We start from the raw sequence: 18,216 nt of genomic DNA, 5'->3' as shown, positions 1-18,216 counted from the left end.
TGATTTGCATGTGGAGGTGCAGTATTTTGACGAAAAAGAGCGAATTGATCGTCCCCCTCCTGCCGCTTCGAGGATTGCTCGTCTATCCGACTATGGTCCTTCATTTAGATGTAGGACGTGAAAGATCAGTACAAGCACTTGAAAAAGCAATGGTAGATGACCATTTAATATTCTTAACCACTCAAAAGGAAGTTTCTATTGATGACCCTTCTGAGGAGGATTTATACACGATTGGAACCTTAACGAAAGTTAAACAAATGCTTAAACTGCCAAACGGGACGATAAGAGTATTGGTTGAAGGATTAAATCGCGGGGAAATTGTTTCATTTCATGATGAAGAAGACCACTATGCAGTTACGATTATTACCCACGAAGACCCGGATACGAAAGATGTCGAAGACCAAGCCTTAATGAGAACGATGCTTGATTATTTCGAGCAATACATAAAATTATCGAAAAAGATCTCTGCAGAAACCTATGCTTCAGTTGCGGATATTGAAGAACCTGGCAGAATGGCGGATATCATATCTTCCCATTTACCAATCAAATTGAAGGAAAAGCAAGAAATCCTTGAAATGACAGATATTAAAGAAAGAGTAAACAAAGTAATTGATACCATTCATAACGAAAAAGAAGTCCTGAATTTAGAAAAAAAGATTGGTCAGCGTGTTAAGCGTTCCATGGAAAGGACGCAAAAAGAGTATTATTTGCGTGAGCAAATGAAGGCGATCCAAAAGGAATTAGGCGATAAGGAAGGCAAAACTGGCGAAATTGCTGAACTTACCAAAAAAATTGAGCAAGCAGGTATGCCTGAACATGTTCTTCAAGCCGCACAAAAAGAACTTGAACGTTATGAAAAGGTGCCAGCAAGCTCGGCAGAAAGTGCCGTAATTCGCAATTATATCGACTGGCTCATTTCCATCCCTTGGTCGAAAAAAACAGAGGATGACATTGATATTCTCCGTGCTGAAAAGATATTAAATCAGGACCATTACGGACTTGAAAAAGTAAAGGAGCGCGTCCTCGAATATTTAGCTGTTCAGAAGCTGACGAATTCGTTAAAAGGACCAATCCTTTGTCTTGCAGGACCTCCAGGGGTTGGGAAAACAAGCCTTGCCCGCTCGATTGCGACATCACTCAATCGAAATTTTGTCCGCATCTCACTTGGCGGTGTTCGTGATGAATCTGAAATTCGTGGACATCGCAGAACCTATGTGGGTGCAATGCCAGGACGAATCATCCAAGGAATGAAAAAGGCGGGTACGATTAACCCGGTCTTTTTACTTGATGAAATCGATAAAATGTCAAGCGATTTCCGCGGGGATCCATCAAGCGCCATGCTTGAAGTACTTGATCCTGAACAAAATAGTAACTTTAGCGACCATTATATAGAAGAAACCTATGATCTTTCCAAGGTCATGTTTATAGCGACAGCCAATAACTTATCAACAATTCCTGGTCCGCTTTTGGACCGAATGGAAATTATCACGATTGCCGGTTACACGGAACTTGAAAAAGTCCATATTTGCCGAGATCATTTACTTCCAAAACAGATTAAAGAAAATGGTCTTTCCAAAGGAATTCTTAAGGTCCGCGATGATGCGATTCTAAAAGTGGTTCGTTACTACACACGTGAAGCAGGCGTTCGAAGTTTAGAGCGTCAGATGGCAACACTTTGCCGGAAAACGGCAAAAATCATTGTTTCCGGTCAAAAGAAGCGTGTCATCATTACCGAAAAGAATATTGAAGAGTTTTTAGGAAAAACAAGATTCCATTATGGGATGGCCGAGTCAGAAGATCAAGTTGGAGTAGCAACTGGGTTAGCCTATACAACGGTGGGTGGAGACACTCTTCAGATTGAGGTTTCTTTAGCACCAGGTAAAGGGAAACTTGTGTTAACTGGAAAGCTTGGCGACGTAATGAAGGAATCAGCACAAGCGGCGTTTAGTTATATCCGATCCAAAGCTAAGGAACTAGGGATTGATGAGGATTTCCATGAAAAATATGATATCCACATTCACGTTCCAGAAGGTGCAGTTCCTAAGGATGGACCATCGGCCGGTATTACCATAGCAACGGCGCTTGTATCAGCCTTGTCGGGCAGAGCCATTCGCCGAGAAGTAGGAATGACCGGAGAGATTACTTTAAGAGGAAGAGTTCTTCCAATTGGCGGCTTAAAAGAAAAAACACTTAGTGCCCATCGAGCGGGCTTAACAAAAATTATTCTTCCAAAGGATAATGAAAAAGATATTGATGATATTCCTGAAAGCGTTAGGAATGAACTGGATTTTGTCCTTGTTTCCCATGTGGACGAAGTCTTGAAGCATGCCCTGTTGGAAGGTGAAGTGAAATGAAGGTAGTCAGCTCAGAGATAGTCATCAGTGCAGTAAAGCCAGAACAATACCCGGAAACAGACTTACCTGAATTTGCGCTTGCAGGTCGTTCCAATGTCGGTAAATCTTCTTTTATCAATAAAATGCTAAACCGAAAAGGTTTGGCGAGAATATCCTCCAAGCCAGGAAAAACACAAACGCTTAATTTCTATTTAATTAACGAAATGCTGCATTTTGTCGATGTTCCTGGTTATGGATACGCAAAGGTTTCAAAATCTGAGCGGGCTGCTTGGGGAAGAATGATTGAAACGTATTTTACATCGCGGGAGCAATTAAAAGCGGCGGTTCAAATTGTTGATCTTAGACATCCACCATCAAAGGATGATGTCATGATGTATGATTTTTTAAAGCATCACGAAATTCCCTGTGTCATCATTGCTACCAAGGCAGATAAAATCCCCAAAGGCAAATGGCAAAAGCATTTAAAAATAGTAAGAGAAACCTTAGATCTTGATAAAAATGACCAAATGGTTCTTTTCTCATCGGAAACTGGTTTAGGAAAAGACGAAGCATGGTCTGTTCTACAGAGTTTTATGTAAAAAATAAACGCCTGGGCATAAGCGCCAGGCGTTATTTTTTCTTCTTTAGGAGAAAATAAATACCAACCACAATGAGAAGAGCGGGCCAAAATTTCCACACAAAACTCATCCCATTTTGAAGTAAATCAAAATAGGCAGTAATTTTATCATAAAATAACAGAAGGATTGCTAAAATAAGAAAGAGGAATGCTTGGAACAATCCTGAATTCGTCTTTTGAAATCGCAGAAAAAAACCGATTGAAATGATTAAAATTAACATACCAATATTGTTACTAGGCCAAAAGGACACCTTACCGACAAGATGGAAGTGAAGTCCAAATCCAGCCATAATGACCCCAGGAAGTATTGCCTCAGACTCTTTAGCAGAATACCCTTGACCTAAAAAGGCAATTCCAACAATCATAAGTAAGGTCGGCCATGTGAAAAATTGTTGGAAAATAGTGATCCCAGTTTGCTGCAATAGGAAGTAAGCTCCAAAGCCTATAAGAATGATCCCAGGAAAAATTCGTTGATTCTTCATTAAAAACACCGCTTCCAGTAAGGTTCACTTGAATCTCGTCCATTTTTTTGGTACTGTACATAAGGAAGTATTTAAAAAAATAGTTATGGGTATTAAGAAAGTCTAAAGGAAACTTTGTTAATGTGTCCCTATCGGGATCAGCATTACTCGACTTTACTTAAATATATTACCATATAGTTTCGTTTTCTGTTCACATTTTTCGAGCAAAAGTCGAAATTGCTCATGATATAATCATACTAGTTAAGTTGCAATATCTATTGGGGGTGTCCTTTCAAATGCATACATTAGTGATCGGTATTAACTATAAAACTGCCCCTGTGGAAATTCGTGAGCGGTTGTCATTTAATGAAGCTGATCTTGCGGAGGCCATAAAAAAATTAAATACCAAAAAAAGCATCCTAGAAAATATCATCTTGTCTACATGTAATCGTACGGAAATTTATGCGGTTGTGGATCAATTACATACAGGCCGCTATTATATTAAAGAATTTCTGTCAGAATGGTTCGGGATAGAACAAAAAGAATTTTCTCCGTTTTTATTTGTGTATGAAGACGATGGCGCAGTTGATCATTTATTTAACGTTACTTGTGGACTTAATTCCATGGTTTTAGGAGAAACACAAATCCTTGGCCAGGTTCGTACGAGCTTTATACTAGCGCAGGAAGTTGGAACTACGGGGACCGTATTTAACCACTTATTTAAACAAGCGGTTACCGTTGCCAAACGCGCGCATTCAGAAACGGATATTGGTGCGAATGCTGTATCTGTCAGCTATGCCGCAGTGGAATTGGCGAAGAAGATTTTTGGTTCACTTGCTAATAAACATGTGTTAATTTTTGGCGCAGGAAAAATGGGCGAATTGGCTGCCCAAAACCTGCATGGTAACGGTGTGAAGAAAGTTACAGTTATCAATCGGACCTATGAAAAAGCACAAGACTTAGCTCATCGTTTCAGCGGCAAAGCAAGATCCTTAGCTGAATTAGAGAAATCATTGGCGGAAGCAGATATCCTGATCAGTTCAACCGGTGCAAAAGACTTTGTTATTTCAAAAGAAATGATGGTCAAGGTCGAGAAAAAGCGCAAGGGTAAGCCGTTATTTATGGTGGACATTGCAGTACCGCGCGACTTGGATCCAAGAATAGCTGAACTTGAAAATGTTTTTTTATACGATATCGATGATCTAGAGGGGATTGTTGAGGCCAACCTGCAAGAACGTAAGAAGGCGGCTGAAAAAATCATGCTCATGATTGAAAAAGAAATCGTTGAGTTCAAGCAATGGCTAGGTATGCTTGGAGTGGTCCCGGTTATCTCGGCGCTTAGAGAAAAAGCACATGTAATCCAATCGGAAACCATGGTTAGTTTGGAGAGAAAGCTGCCAAATTTATCAGAGCGTGATCTAAAAGTGTTAAATAAACATACAAAAAGTATCATCAACCAGCTCTTAAAAGACCCTATATTACAAGCGAAAGAATTGGCTGCGCGACCTGATGCAAATCAAGCAATGGACCTTTTCATGAAGATCTTTAATATTGAAGAGCTTGTTGAAGAACAACATTCGAAAGCAGCCGAAACCAATCAAATACCGGTTACAACACCGCAGGCTTCCTTTCAGTCATAAGGGGTATGTTCTATGTTTAATGTCTTTATGACAAGGCTTCATGAATTAACCGTTGTTCTATATGCCTTCAGTGTGTTGTTATATTTTTTCGATTTTCTACATCATAACCGGAAGGCAAACCGTATTGCTTTCTGGTTACTTGCATTTGTATGGGTTTTGCAAACCGTCTTTCTCGGAATCTATATGTATAAAACAGGCAGATTCCCTGTGTTAACTATCTTTGAGGGACTCTATTTTTATGCTTGGATATTAGTCACATTGTCAATTGGTATAAATCATTTATTACGAGTCGATTTTATCGTCTTTTTCACGAATATACTTGGCTTTACGGTCATGGCGATTCATACATTTGCCCCGATGCAATATGGTTCGCATATCATGGCGAAGCAGCTTGTTTCTGAACTGCTTTTGATTCATATTACGATGGCGATCCTCTCATACGGGGCCTTTTCATTATCATTCGTTTTTTCGACATTATATCTGCTTCAATATGATTTATTAAAAAGGAAAAAATGGGGAACTAGACTCTTACGACTGGCCGACTTAGATAAGCTTGAAAAATCATCCTACATATTGGCCGTAATCGGTGTTCCGATGCTTCTGCTCAGTCTCATCTTAGGATTGCAGTGGGCCTTTCTTAAGGTACCCGGGATGCCATGGTACGATATGAAAATCATCGGTTCATTTCTGTTATTAACCGTCTATAGTATTCTTTTATATCTTCGAATTGTGAAAAATCTATCGGGAAGAAAATTAGCAATTTGGAATACAGCTGCCTTTTTAATTGTTTTAATTAACTTTTTCTTATTTGGTCAATTATCATCTTTTCATTTATGGTATGCGTAGCGCATAACCTCAGGAGGTCGCAATCATGAGAAAAATAATTGTAGGTTCTAGGCGAAGCAAATTGGCATTAACACAAACTAATTGGGTGATGGATCAGCTAAAAAAGTTGGACCCTCGCTTTGATTTTGAAGTAAAAGAAATCGTCACAAAAGGGGACCAAATCCTTGACGTTACCCTTTCGAAAGTTGGCGGCAAAGGACTTTTTGTAAAAGAAATTGAGCAAGCAATGCTTGATAAAGAGATTGATATGGCCGTTCATAGTATGAAAGATATGCCAGCTGTCTTACCAGAAGGACTTACAATTGGCTGCATTCCTTTTCGTGAGGACCACCGTGATGCGCTAATTTCAAGAGGTCATGTGAAGTTAAAAGATTTAAAACCAGGTGCAATTATCGGGACAAGCAGTCTTCGCCGCAGTGCACAGCTATTAGCAGTCCGTCCAGATTTAGAGATTAAATGGATCCGAGGGAATGTGGATACAAGATTAGCAAAATTAGAAACAGAAGAATACGATGCGATTATTTTAGCTGCAGCTGGCCTCTACCGTCTTGGCTGGGCTTCTGATGTTGTCACCGAATTCCTCGATGCCGATCTATGCATTCCTGCTGTCGGTCAAGGAGCATTGTCGATCGAATGCCGTGAAGATGATAAAGAACTTCTCGAACTTTTTGAAAAATTCACTTGCCAGAAAACGGAAAGAGCAGTTCGTGCAGAGCGTGCCTTCCTTCAAAAAATGGAAGGCGGGTGTCAGGTACCAATTGCCGGCTTCGCCTATGTAGCTGAAAATGATGAAATTGTCCTAAATGTTTTAGTGGCTTCACCAGAAGGACATGAAATCATTAAAGAAGAAGTTAGAGGACAAAATCCAAAAGAGCTTGGTGTTCAGGCGGCTGACTTACTAATTCAAAAAGGTGGGAAAGACCTAATTGATAAGGTAAAGCGGGAGCTCGAAGGTCAATGATCCAATCGTTACCTTTGCTTGATAAAACCGTTCTTATTCCAAGAGGAGAAAATCAAGCAAAATCCTTTTCACAACTTGTAGAAAGGTATGGAGGGATTCCAATCGAAATCCCTCTTATTGCCTTTCGTCCGATAGAAAAAAATCAGCGCCTTCACGAAGCTTTGCTGGTTCTTGATACATATGACTGGATTATTTTTACGAGTAACGTAACCGTTGAAACCTTCTTTTCTTTTTTAAAGGAGGAAGGGGTTAGCGAAGCGTTTCCGAAAATCGCTGTTATTGGCAAAAAGACAGCAGAGGTTTTGATGGAAAGAGGGCTATCTCCAGCGTTCGTCCCGTCAGCTTATGTTGCGGAAACGTTTGTAGAGGAATTTATCCCATTGATTGATAAGGGTTCACGGGTGCTCGTTCCAAAAGGAAACCTTGCCCGAGAATATATCGCCAGATCCTTAACAGGGGCCGGTGCCTTGGTCGATGAGGTTGTGATCTACGAAACCTATATGCCCGACGAAAGCCGCCTGAGGCTGGCTAATATGCTAGCAGATAACCAACTGGATATCCTCACGTTTACAAGCCCTTCAACGGTGGACCATCTAATGGATGTCGTGAAGGAGTATCGATTGGATGAGCAGCTGAAAAATTGCATCATTGGCTGTATCGGTCCGGTTACCGAGAAAAAATTACGTGCTTATGGATTAATGGTCCATGCCTCACCAAAAGAGTACACCGTAAAAGAAATGATTAACAGTACGATTGCCTATTTAGATATGGAGGAATAATAAATGGAACTTCAATTTAAACGTCATCGCCGCTTACGCTCAAGTGCGAGCATGCGCTCACTTGTTAGAGAAAATCACTTAAAAGCGGAGGACTTTATTTATCCGTTATTTATTTATGAAGGTGAGAATATTCGCAAGGAAGTCTCATCCATGCCTGGAGTATACCAAGTATCGATGGATCATTTGGAAGCTGAAATGGAAGATATTGTTGCCCATGGAATTAAATCCGTTCTCCTATTTGGGATTCCAAAAACGAAAGATGCATGCGGTGAGCAAGCCTTTCATGACCATGGAATTGTCCAGGTGGCGACCCGTTTTATCAAAGAAAAATACCCAGAGATCATTGTCGTTGCGGATACATGTCTTTGTGAGTATACTAGCCATGGGCACTGCGGAGTAGTTGAAGGGGAGAAGGTTCTAAATGATCAGTCACTTGAATTGCTTGTAAAAACTGCAGTTGCTCAAGCGAAAGCAGGTGCAGACATTATTGCGCCATCTAACATGATGGACGGCTTTGTTGCGGCGATCCGTGCGGGATTGGATGAAGCAGGCTTTACAGAGATTCCGATCATGTCTTATGCCGTAAAATATGCATCGGCATTCTACGGACCTTTCCGTGAAGCTGCGGAAGGTGCGCCGCAATTTGGCGATCGCAAGACCTATCAAATGGACCCTGCTAACCGGATGGAAGCCTTTAGAGAAGCAGAATCCGATGTGGAGGAAGGTGCCGATTTCCTAATCGTGAAACCGGGTATGCCATACCTTGACATTGTTCGTGATATGAAAAATACCTTTAATTTACCGATTGTTATTTACAATGTAAGCGGAGAATATGCAATGGTTAAAGCCGCTGCCCAAAACGGCTGGATTGATGAGAAAAACACGGTTCTTGAAATGTTAATGGGTATGAAACGTGCAGGTGCTGACCTTATTATTACTTATGCTGCCAAAGATGCAGTTCGCTGGTTAAAAGAAGACCAATAATTTGAAAAGAGGGAACAGAATGCGTTCTTATACGAAGTCGATTGAAGCATTTAAAGAAGCCCAAACCATCATGCCAGGCGGAGTGAATAGCCCGGTTCGTGCATTTAAATCCGTGAATATGGACCCGATTTTTATGGAAAGAGGAAAAGGTTCTAAAATCTATGATATAGATGGCAATGAATACATTGACTATGTTCTTTCATGGGGGCCGCTTATCCTCGGCCATACGAATGACCGTGTGGTAGAAGGCTTAAAAAAGGTTGCAGAACTTGGGACAAGTTTCGGTGCACCTACTTTAATGGAAAATAAACTAGCTAATCTTGTCATTGAGCGTGTACCATCAATCGAAGTCATTCGGATGGTATCTTCAGGTACAGAAGCAACGATGAGTGCGCTTCGTTTAGCCAGAGGCTATACGGGCCGGAATAAGATTTTGAAATTTGAAGGCTGTTACCATGGTCATGGGGACTCCCTTTTGATTAAGGCGGGCTCAGGCGTGGCAACACTTGGTTTACCTGACAGCCCTGGTGTTCCAGAAGGTGTAGCGAAAAATACGATCACAGTGCCATACAATGACCTTGAGAGCGTGAAGTTTGCTTTCGAACAATTTGGCGACGATATCGCGTGTATTATCGTTGAACCTGTGGCCGGTAATATGGGACTAGTTCCACCACTGCCAGGATTCTTAGAAGGTCTACGTGAAATTACTTCCGATCACGGCGCATTGCTTATTTTTGATGAAGTAATGACTGGCTTCCGTGTAGGCTACAATTGTGCACAAGGCTATTTCAATATCACTCCGGATATTACATGTCTTGGAAAAGTAATCGGCGGCGGCCTTCCTGTTGGTGCTTATGGCGGTAAAGCGGAAATCATGAAGCAAATTGCTCCAAGCGGTCCGATTTATCAAGCAGGAACCCTGTCTGGTAACCCATTGGCAATGACAGCTGGCTATGAAACGTTAAGCCAATTAACACCAGCACATTATGAGGAGTTTATCCGTAAGGGTGACTTACTGGAAAAAGGCTTTAAGGCTGCTGCTGAAAAATATGATATTCCAATAACATTTAACCGTGCAGGTTCGATGATTGGCTTCTTCTTTACCAATGAAGCTGTCATTAATTATGAGGTAGCAAGATCATCCAATTTGGAATTCTTCGCAGCCTATTATCGCGAGATGGCTCTTCAAGGGATCTTCTTGCCGCCTTCACAATTTGAAGGTTTGTTCTTATCTACGGAGCATTCCGATGAGGATATTGAAAAGACAATCCGTGCAGCAGAGATTGCTTTTTCGAAGCTTAAATAAGATGGTTCCCGGCACCCACTTTTTTGGTGGGTGTTTTTTTGTGTAGTTAGAAACTTAATTAGTTGAGGCAGTTCGGGGACCGGCTTTTATAACATTCGAGAGTAGCTCAAAAATGGGGTTTGGCGGAAATCATCCGAGTTTTGGCGGAATAATTGTTAAAGTTGGCGGAATAAAGTCCGAGTTTGGCGGAATCATTCAGAAATTCAGCGGAATCCAAACGCAACTTGGCGGAATCCGCCCTCACTATAAGAAGAGCAATCCCCTGGAAATCAAAGAAATCAAGGTCTGAGTACTCTAAAAATAGGTAACTAAAAAGCAGTTTGGCGGAAATCATCCGAGTTTTGGCGGAATTATTGTTAAAGTTGGCGGAATAAAGTCCAAGTTTGGCGGAATCATTCAGAAATTCAGCGGAATCCGAACGCAACTTGGCGGAATCCACCCAATACATCCCCCCCACCATCCGAAACCCAAACCCCAAACCAGCTCCCACCCCTAAATAAAACTCCAATCCCCCTCCATTCCTAAATACTTCGATTCTTTTCCAGACGAAACTCTCTTTTTTATCATAAATAAAAGCCTTGGTTCATAGAGTGTAAGTGACATAGTGATTTTGAGTGAAGGAAACGAAAGGAGGAGTCGCTTTGTCTCAGGAGAATCAATCGTGCCTACGATTTTCTTTGGAGGAGTCATTGTGGTTTAGAAAAGGACAGGAAGTCGAAGAGCTTGTTTCCATTTCTCTAGACCCAGACATTACCATCCAAGAAAACGATCAGTACGTAACCATAAGAGGTTCGCTAGAACTCACAGGCGAATATAAAAGTTACGAACCTACCAATGAAAACGAAGATGAAAATGTAACATCGCAAAAGTTTGTAGAGAGGGTCGATGCACGAGAGGGAGGAAACTGTGAGTTTTCACATCGATTCCCTGTCGATATCACGATCCCCAATAATCGAATCCAAAGTATCTATGATATCGATGTCCTCGTCGAATCCTTTGATTATTCGATTCCTGAGCGCAGCTGCCTCAAGCTAGCAGCTGAACTGACCATTAGCGGCTTATACGGAATTGAGCAACAACAGAAGCAACAACAACAACCGCAGGAAGAAGTAGTTGAACTTGAGCTTATCCCTCGCTCTGAAATTGAGTTCTTTGAGGAAGATGACGAGGAAATTGAAGACGAACTTGCATCAGTTCATAGCAGTTACCAAGATAACTTCTTGTTTGAAGCTGAGGCAAGAAAACCACAAGAAGAAGACGAGAGTGTGGAAATTTTACCGAAGTTTCCGACCTTCAATTATCAACCACAGGAAGACGTTGAGGAAGAAGCTAACCAACCATCCTTGGATTTCGTAGAGGCAAGAAGTGAAGCCAGCAAACCATCCTTGGATCTCGTAGAGGCAAGGAGTGAAGCCAATAAACCATCCTTGGATTTCGTAGAGGCAAGAAGTGAAGCCAGCAAACCAGCCTGGGAATTCGAAGAAACAAGAAGTGAAGCCAGCAAACCTACATGGAATTTCCAAGAAGCAAGAAGTGAAGCTAGCCAGCCAGCTGAGACCATCCAGCCAGAAGTGGTTGGAGTAGAGCCAGCGCCACCTTCAACTGTCCAGTTTGAGGAAGAAGTGAATCCAGCAGAGGAAAGCTCTTCCGTACATGAAGAAGCACCACCAAAGAATATAAAAAAGAAAAAAACACCAAAAAAGAAAAGCATGACATTAACTGAATTTTTTGCAAGGAAGGATGAAAGTTCTGCCCAGGCGAAAGTAAAAGTTTGTATCGTCCAAAAGGGTGATACCGTTAACAGCGTGGCAGATCGATATGATGTTTCGGTACAAAACCTCATGCGCATCAACAATCTTGAACTTAGCCAAGACATATTTGAAGGTCAAGTATTATATATTCCCGGCAGCCTTACAAAAAAATAATTATTAAAAGATGAGCGGGTTACTTTGACCTGCTCACCTTCTTTTCATACACAGTCAAAGTGCTCCAGTCCATACGCCGCTAAACGGGCGCATACGCTTTTATATTTGAAAGTGAGTTGAGTACTCTTGAGTAACCCGAATCAACTAAACACATTTGCTCACATCTTAAAAAACTACCTTGTTGAGCCTCATTTTGTAGAGGATTTCGGCAGCGTTCAGAAGATTTATTCAAATAAAGGGACGTTTGCCTTAAAAAAAATCGACCCTGCGACCGGGACCGACTTCATTCGCCATGTTCATCTTCTCTACCAAAAAGGGTATAATCGCATCGTTCCCATTTACCCTACGATGGACGGCAGGTATGCGGTCTTACACGAGAACAATCTTTATTACTTAATGCCGTGGATGTCGAATGAACACAAGGAAGACCGGCAGCAAAAAGATCAACAGCTTTTTCGTGAACTCGCTCGTCTTCATACCCTATCCGCCCAAGAAATTACCTTGAACAAAGAAGAGCGGACTGAGCACTATGAAAAGACGATTCAACAGCATGAAAAACAACAGGCATTTCTCGATGGCTTCATCGACGAATGTGAAAAAAAGACCTATATGTCGCCGTTTGAATTGTTATATTGCCTTTATTACAATGAAATCAGCCAGGCGCTCCGATTTTCGAAAACGAAATTTGAAGAATGGTATGAAAAAACGAAAGACGATGAAAAGGCCCGTATGGTTATTACGCACGGAAAATTGTCACCCGAGCATTTCTTGTATGATGATAAAGGGTACGGTTATTTTATTAATTTTGAGAATGCTCACTACGGCTCACCGATTCACGATCTCCTTCCCTATTTATCACGTGCCTTAAATACCAACCCGAAGCGCAGCGACACAGCCATTGACTGGGTATACCATTACTTTAAATACTTTCCATTTAAAGCAGATGAAAAGCTATTATTCTACAGCTATTTAGCGCTTCCGATTCCAATCATTCAAGTGGCAGAAAGCTACTATCGAAAGTCGCGTCCAAAGAATGAATTAAAATATGTCCGTCAGCTGCAGCACCGCTACTGGCATTTGAAAAATTCCGAATATGTCGTCATGAGAATGACCGAAATGGATGCGCAGGCAGCCGCCGCCGCAGCAAAAGAAGGAGCCCAGCCGCAGTAATCATCTGCAAAATGGGCTCCTTAAACGATTTCGAAATATAGTGACACGGCTATGGCAACAAAAACTGTTAATAATAAGATATCAAAAAACGTTGGAATGATGAGTGTTCGAATAAATTGGAAGATCACAAACGGAATAATTAACTGTGCGCAAACTCTCCGACAGGTTCTAAACCAGGGTTGGTATTTAAATTTATTGAAATTTCTTTTCATCGACAACCCCCCTTTACAAATCTGGCATATATTTTTCTTTATGTATATTCCACAAGTGCGGAGAACTCTCCAAAAAAACGGCATATAGTATAAAAAATAAAAAAAGTGGTTATCATTATTGACGTCAAACCCTTTTTTTCGGTAGTATAACTATATAATTTAATTATATAAGCAAAGACAGGGAAGAGTACGATACAAACCTGCTTCAAGAGAGGGAAATCACTAGCTGGAAGTTTTCCTAAGCAGAAAGTCGGAAGGTCGCCCACGAGCTTCTTCTGCGAACGGATTTTTAAAATCCTAATAGTTGAAGACGGACTAAATCCGTTATCTACATAAGTGCCAATCCGTTTTTTGGATTGGAAAAAAGGTGGTACCGCGAAGCAAACTCCATTCGTCCTTTTATGACGAATGGGGTTTTTTATGTGGAAAAGGAATCAAAGGAGGAATTTTACAATGGAAACAAAGGAACTAACAATGCCTACCAAATACGATCCGCAAACGATTGAAAAAGGCCGTTATGAATGGTGGTTAAAGGGTAAGTTTTTCGAAGCAAAAAACGATGAGGCCAAAGAGCCGTACACAGTTGTTATTCCGCCGCCAAACGTTACCGGGAAACTTCATTTAGGTCATGCCTGGGATACAACGCTTCAAGACATCGTGACCCGGATGAAGCGGATGCAAGGGTATGACGTTCTCTGGTTGCCAGGGATGGACCATGCTGGGATTGCTACCCAAGCTAAAGTAGAAGAAAAACTTCGCAATGAAGGAAAAAGCCGCTACGATCTAGGAAGAGAGAAGTTCGTTGAGGAAACATGGAAGTGGAAGGAAGAATATGCTTCCCATATCCGCCAGCAGTGGTCGAAACTGGGCTTAGGCTTAGATTATAGCCGCGAGCGTTTCACGCTGGATGCAGGCTTATCTGATGCCGTTAAAGAGGTGTTTGTTACCCTTTATAAAAAAGGTCTCATTTACCGCGGTGAATATATTATTAACTGGGATCCGTCCACTAAAACAGCTCTATCCGACATTGAAGTCATTTATAAAGATGTTCAAGGTGCTTTTTATCATATGAGTTATCCGCTTGCCGATGGTTCTGGACAGATTGAAGTGGCTACGACCCGTCCTGAGACGATGCTTGGTGATACTGCGGTTGCTGTTCATCCAGAAGACGACCGCTACAAGCACCTGATTGGCAAAACTGTTATCCTCCCAATTGTTGGCCGTGAAATTCCAATCGTTGGTGATGACTATGTGGATATGGAATTCGGATCTGGTGCGGTAAAAATTACGCCAGCACACGACCCGAACGATTTTGAAGTGGGTAATCGTCATAATCTAGAGCGAGTTCTCGTAATGAACGAAGACGGTTCGATGAATGATAGAGCTGGCAAGTATAAAGGACTCGACCGTTTTGAATGCCGTAAGCAAATCGTTAAGGACTTGCAGGAACAAGGTGTTCTTTTCAAAATTGAAGAGCATCCGCATTCCGTAGGGCACTCCGAACGAAGCGGTGCAGTTGTTGAACCGTATCTTTCCACCCAGTGGTTTGTTAAAATGCAGCCTCTCGCAGATGAAGCGATTGCCCTGCAAAGTAAAGATGAAAAAGTAAACTTTGTCCCAGACCGGTTTGAAAAGACCTACTTACGTTGGATGGAGAATATCCGCGACTGGTGTATTTCGAGACAGCTTTGGTGGGGTCACCGAATTCCAGCTTGGTACCACAAGCAAACAGGTGAAGTATACGTTGGTACAGAAGCACCGGCAGACGCTGAGAACTGGGAGCAGGATAAAGACGTACTTGATACATGGTTCAGCTCCGCGCTATGGCCTTTTTCAACCATGGGCTGGCCTGATACTGAAGCGAACGATTACAAGCGCTACTTCCCAACCGATGTTTTAGTAACAGGCTATGATATTATCTTCTTCTGGGTATCCAGAATGATTTTCCAAAGCATCGAGTTTACAGGGGAACGACCATTTAAAGATGTTCTCATCCACGGTCTCGTTCGTGACGAACAGGGACGCAAAATGAGTAAGTCACTTGGAAACGGTGTCGATCCAATGGATGTCATCGAAAAATACGGTGCTGATGCATTGCGTTATTTCCTGTCAACAGGAAGTTCACCTGGTCAAGATTTACGCTTCAGCTTTGAAAAAGTAGAGTCAACTTGGAACTTTGCCAATAAAATTTGGAATGCCTCCCGTTTCGCGTTAATGAATATGGACGGAATGACCTACGAAGAGATTGATTTTAGCGGGGAAAAATCGGTTGCTGACAAGTGGATTTTAACACGTTTAAATGAAACGATTGAACATGTGACAAGACTATCTGACCGTTATGAATTTGGTGAAGTGGGCCGTGCATTATACAACTTTATCTGGGATGACTTCTGTGATTGGTATATTGAAATGGCGAAATTGCCGCTATATGGTGAAGATGAAGCAGCGAAGAAAACAACTCGTTCGATTCTGGCACATGTATTAGATCAAACAATGCGATTATTGCATCCATTCATGCCATTTATCACCGAGGAAATTTGGCAGAACCTTCCTCACCAAGGTGAATCAATTACGACTGCAGCTTGGCCTGAAGTAAATCCAGCTCATTCTGATGACCAAGCAGCTCAAGAAATGAAACTGCTCGTCGAGATGATTCGCGCGGTTCGGAATATTCGTGCTGAAGTAAACACACCAATGAGTAAGAAAATCAAAATGCTTGTTAAAGCGAAGGATGAAACAGTTCTCAAAGCTATCGAGAATAACCGCGGCTATATAGAACGCTTCTGTAATCCAGAAGAATTACAAATGGGTGTTGAACTTGATACGCCTGAAAAAGCAATGACTGCCGTGATTACTGGATTAGAAATCATCCTGCCGCTTGAAGGCTTGATTAACATTGATGAAGAAATTGCCCGACTGGAAAAAGAATTTGAACGCTTAAATAAAGAAGTCGACAGAGTTCAGAAGAAACTAAGCAATGAAGGCTTCATGAAAAAGGCACCTGATAGTGTTGTAGCCGAAGAGCGTGCCAAGGAAGATGATTATCGCGAAAAAAGAGCGATTGTCGAAGCACGAATTAAAGAATTAAGAGGGTAATAATTAGTTTGGCGAGGCGAATTCTCTGAGGATTCGTCTCGCCTTATTACTAAGACATTGAAAACAATATCAACATGTTTGATGCAAATATGCCAGAGATTACAATTTATCAGCGGTTTTCAGGAATATATCAGCGGAAACGTCTAATATATCAGCGAAAATTGGATTTTATCAGCGAATCAAAAAATAGATTCCACTTTAGAAGTAAATATTAATCAAACATTAAAATATAGATGGGGTGTTACGAATGTTTGCTACATATAAAGAAGCCCTAGAATGGATTCATGCGCGGTTAAGGCTGGGAATCAAGCCGGGGTTAAAGCGGATGGAATGGATGATGGACAAGCTTGGTAATCCAGAAACGAAAATGAAGACGGTTCATATTGGCGGTACAAATGGTAAAGGCTCCACCGTTACTTTTCTGCGTTCAATTCTTGAAGCAGGTGGGTATTCAGTGGGTACCTTCACCTCGCCCTATATTGAACAGTTCAATGAGCGGATTAGTGTAAATGGGAAAGCCATATCAGATGCGGAGCTGCTCCAACTAGCAAATATCATTCGCCCATTGGCGGACGAATTAGAAGAAACAGAGCTTGGCGGGCCGACTGAGTTTGAAGTCATCACCGCGATGGCGTTCCATTATTTCGCAACTATGAACAAGGTTGACGTTGTCATTTTTGAAGTCGGTCTAGGCGGTCGATTTGATTCAACGAATATCATCCAGCCATTAGCCTCGATCATTACCAATATCGGTCTTGATCACACGAACATCCTCGGCAACACCTATGAGGAAATTGCTTTTGAAAAAGCAGGGATAATTAAAGAGCATACCGCCATTTTTACGGCTGTCAAACATCCAGGGGCGATCGAGGTAATTGAGGACCAAGCAAATAAGAAAAAAGCACCTCTTTACCGCTTAAATCAGGAATTTTCGATTAGTGCTCATAAATCCCTTTCTAATGGTGAAGTGTTTGATGTCATCACTCAACCTCAACCCATCGCCCAATTAGAAATCAGGATGATCGGTCAGCATCAAACAGAAAATGCCGCACTTGCTGTCATGGCCGCCCAATTTTTAAATCAAAAAGGTTCATTCCTGATTACAGAGAAATCTATTCGTACGGGCTTAAAAAAGGCGTACTGGCCAGGGAGATTTGAAATCGTTTCTGAAAGTCCACTTGTGATTATTGATGGGGCCCATAATGACGAGGGAATTTCCGCTCTAACACACGAATTAAGTACTAGATATCAAAATCGCAGTATTCAGATCGTGTTTGCCGCGCTATCGGATAAAAAACTTGATCAAATGATTGCCAAGCTGGACCAATTGGCTTCCCAACTTACCTTTGTCAGCTTCGATTTTCCACGTGCAGCAAAAGCGGAAGAATTACTCAAAATTAGCCAATCACCCAACAAATTGGCAGTCAATGACTGGGGTCCTTTTCTTATAGAAGAGATCCAAAATATAGATAACAACAGCATGTTAGTCATAACGGGTTCCCTCTACTTTATTTCAGAGGTAAAACCATTTTTGACTAACTGTTTGAAAAATACGATAAATTCTTTATGACAAGTTAATTTTTATGATGGTAAAATAATTATATTTAAATAAGACTGAGAGGAGGATAAGCATGAACGTAAAACCGAGCTTCAAGAATGCTATTTTTCTTGCCTAGCTCTTGTTTGTCCCTGCAGGAACCTGGTTCATCTATAAGGCATATCCTCCCAATTTCACTGGACATTTGTTAGATATTTTTGCATTTTTGTTATTAACCTGTGTGGTTGCATCCATGCCAATTGTCATTAATGAGATGCTTATTTTTTTAATCCAATGGGTGGCGAAAAGGGCTGGTAGGAATCGGGTGG

At 41.5% G+C, this 18,216-nt stretch carries 15 protein-coding genes and 1 other annotated feature; of the genes, 12 read left to right on the top strand and 3 right to left on the bottom strand.

Going from position 1 to position 18,216, the window contains the following annotated elements; translation table 11 throughout:
• The first annotated feature begins 26 nt into the window (after nucleotides 1-26).
• Nucleotides 27-2,354, top strand: coding sequence for an endopeptidase La (gene lon, locus ACSU6B_RS07095; protein ID WP_410883914.1), 2,328 nt, complete (start codon nucleotides 27-29; stop codon nucleotides 2,352-2,354).
• Nucleotides 2,351-2,932, top strand: coding sequence for a ribosome biogenesis GTP-binding protein YihA/YsxC (gene yihA / locus ACSU6B_RS07090; protein WP_168245246.1), 582 nt, complete (start codon nucleotides 2,351-2,353; stop codon nucleotides 2,930-2,932). The genes lon and yihA overlap by 4 nt, the downstream gene beginning before the upstream one ends.
• Before the next feature lie 31 nt (nucleotides 2,933-2,963).
• Here yihA and ACSU6B_RS07085 read toward each other — a convergent pair whose 3' ends face one another.
• Nucleotides 2,964-3,452 carry a LiaI-LiaF-like domain-containing protein gene (locus ACSU6B_RS07085; RefSeq protein WP_214731802.1) on the bottom strand — a complete coding sequence of 163 codons (489 nt, stop codon included), beginning with the start codon at nucleotides 3,450-3,452 and terminating at the stop codon, nucleotides 2,964-2,966.
• A gap of 275 nt (nucleotides 3,453-3,727) precedes the next feature.
• Here ACSU6B_RS07085 and hemA point away from each other — a divergent pair, with 275 nt between their 5' ends.
• The 6 genes from hemA to hemL are packed head-to-tail and all read left to right on the top strand — an operon-like array spanning nucleotide 3,728 to nucleotide 9,947.
• The gene (gene hemA, locus ACSU6B_RS07080; RefSeq protein ID WP_410883912.1) at nucleotides 3,728-5,071 is read left to right on the top strand and encodes a glutamyl-tRNA reductase; all 1,344 of its coding nucleotides are present in this window, start codon (nucleotides 3,728-3,730) and stop codon (nucleotides 5,069-5,071) included.
• A gap of 12 nt (nucleotides 5,072-5,083) precedes the next feature.
• Entirely contained in the window at nucleotides 5,084-5,917 is an 834-nt protein-coding gene (locus ACSU6B_RS07075) for a cytochrome C assembly family protein (protein ID WP_214731798.1), read from the top strand.
• A 25-nt stretch (nucleotides 5,918-5,942) separates the two neighbouring features.
• Nucleotides 5,943-6,878, top strand: coding sequence for a hydroxymethylbilane synthase (hemC, locus tag ACSU6B_RS07070; RefSeq protein ID WP_410883910.1), 936 nt, complete (start codon nucleotides 5,943-5,945; stop codon nucleotides 6,876-6,878).
• Complete coding sequence (locus ACSU6B_RS07065) at nucleotides 6,875-7,657, top strand: uroporphyrinogen-III synthase (protein WP_410883908.1); 783 nt, start codon at nucleotides 6,875-6,877, stop codon at nucleotides 7,655-7,657. The genes hemC and ACSU6B_RS07065 overlap by 4 nt, the downstream gene beginning before the upstream one ends.
• Before the next feature lie 3 nt (nucleotides 7,658-7,660).
• Nucleotides 7,661-8,641 (top strand): porphobilinogen synthase, encoded by a 981-nt coding sequence (gene hemB, locus ACSU6B_RS07060; RefSeq protein ID WP_410883906.1) that lies wholly within the window; start codon nucleotides 7,661-7,663, stop codon nucleotides 8,639-8,641.
• A gap of 19 nt (nucleotides 8,642-8,660) precedes the next feature.
• Nucleotides 8,661-9,947: a glutamate-1-semialdehyde 2,1-aminomutase gene (gene hemL, locus ACSU6B_RS07055; RefSeq protein WP_410883904.1), complete on the top strand. Its 1,287-nt coding sequence runs from the start codon at nucleotides 8,661-8,663 to the stop codon at nucleotides 9,945-9,947.
• A gap of 106 nt (nucleotides 9,948-10,053) precedes the next feature.
• Here the strand turns inward: hemL and ACSU6B_RS07050 are convergent, their stop codons facing one another.
• A complete protein-coding gene (locus tag ACSU6B_RS07050; protein ID WP_410883902.1) occupies nucleotides 10,054-10,455 on the bottom strand; it encodes a hypothetical protein in 402 nt (133 codons plus the stop codon).
• A 106-nt stretch (nucleotides 10,456-10,561) separates the two neighbouring features.
• Here ACSU6B_RS07050 and spoVID point away from each other — a divergent pair, with 106 nt between their 5' ends.
• Entirely contained in the window at nucleotides 10,562-11,872 is a 1,311-nt protein-coding gene (gene spoVID, locus ACSU6B_RS07045; protein WP_410883900.1) for a stage VI sporulation protein D, read from the top strand.
• 126 nt (nucleotides 11,873-11,998) lie between these two features.
• Nucleotides 11,999-13,042 carry a spore coat protein YsxE gene (ysxE, locus tag ACSU6B_RS07040; protein ID WP_410883898.1) on the top strand — a complete coding sequence of 348 codons (1,044 nt, stop codon included), beginning with the start codon at nucleotides 11,999-12,001 and terminating at the stop codon, nucleotides 13,040-13,042.
• A 20-nt stretch (nucleotides 13,043-13,062) separates the two neighbouring features.
• Here ysxE and ACSU6B_RS07035 read toward each other — a convergent pair whose 3' ends face one another.
• A complete protein-coding gene (locus ACSU6B_RS07035) occupies nucleotides 13,063-13,254 on the bottom strand; it encodes a hypothetical protein (protein ID WP_168245236.1) in 192 nt (63 codons plus the stop codon).
• 165 nt (nucleotides 13,255-13,419) lie between these two features.
• Nucleotides 13,420-13,656, top strand: a binding site (T-box leader).
• Nucleotides 13,657-13,707: 51 nt separating this feature from the next.
• Here ACSU6B_RS07035 and ACSU6B_RS07030 point away from each other — a divergent pair.
• Both ACSU6B_RS07030 and ACSU6B_RS07025 read left to right on the top strand, forming a co-directional pair.
• Nucleotides 13,708-16,350, top strand: coding sequence for a valine--tRNA ligase (locus tag ACSU6B_RS07030; RefSeq protein ID WP_410883896.1), 2,643 nt, complete (start codon nucleotides 13,708-13,710; stop codon nucleotides 16,348-16,350).
• Between the two features lie 247 nt (nucleotides 16,351-16,597).
• Nucleotides 16,598-17,920: a bifunctional folylpolyglutamate synthase/dihydrofolate synthase gene (locus ACSU6B_RS07025; RefSeq protein ID WP_410883892.1), complete on the top strand. Its 1,323-nt coding sequence runs from the start codon at nucleotides 16,598-16,600 to the stop codon at nucleotides 17,918-17,920.
• Nucleotides 17,921-18,216 lie beyond the last annotated feature (296 nt).

The sequence above is a fragment of the Neobacillus sp. C211 genome (assembly GCF_051842875.1).
In the GTDB taxonomy this organism is placed as follows: Bacteria; Bacillota; Bacilli; order Bacillales; family Cytobacillaceae; genus Neobacillus.
This window is presented reverse-complemented; position numbering and strand designations above follow the sequence as displayed.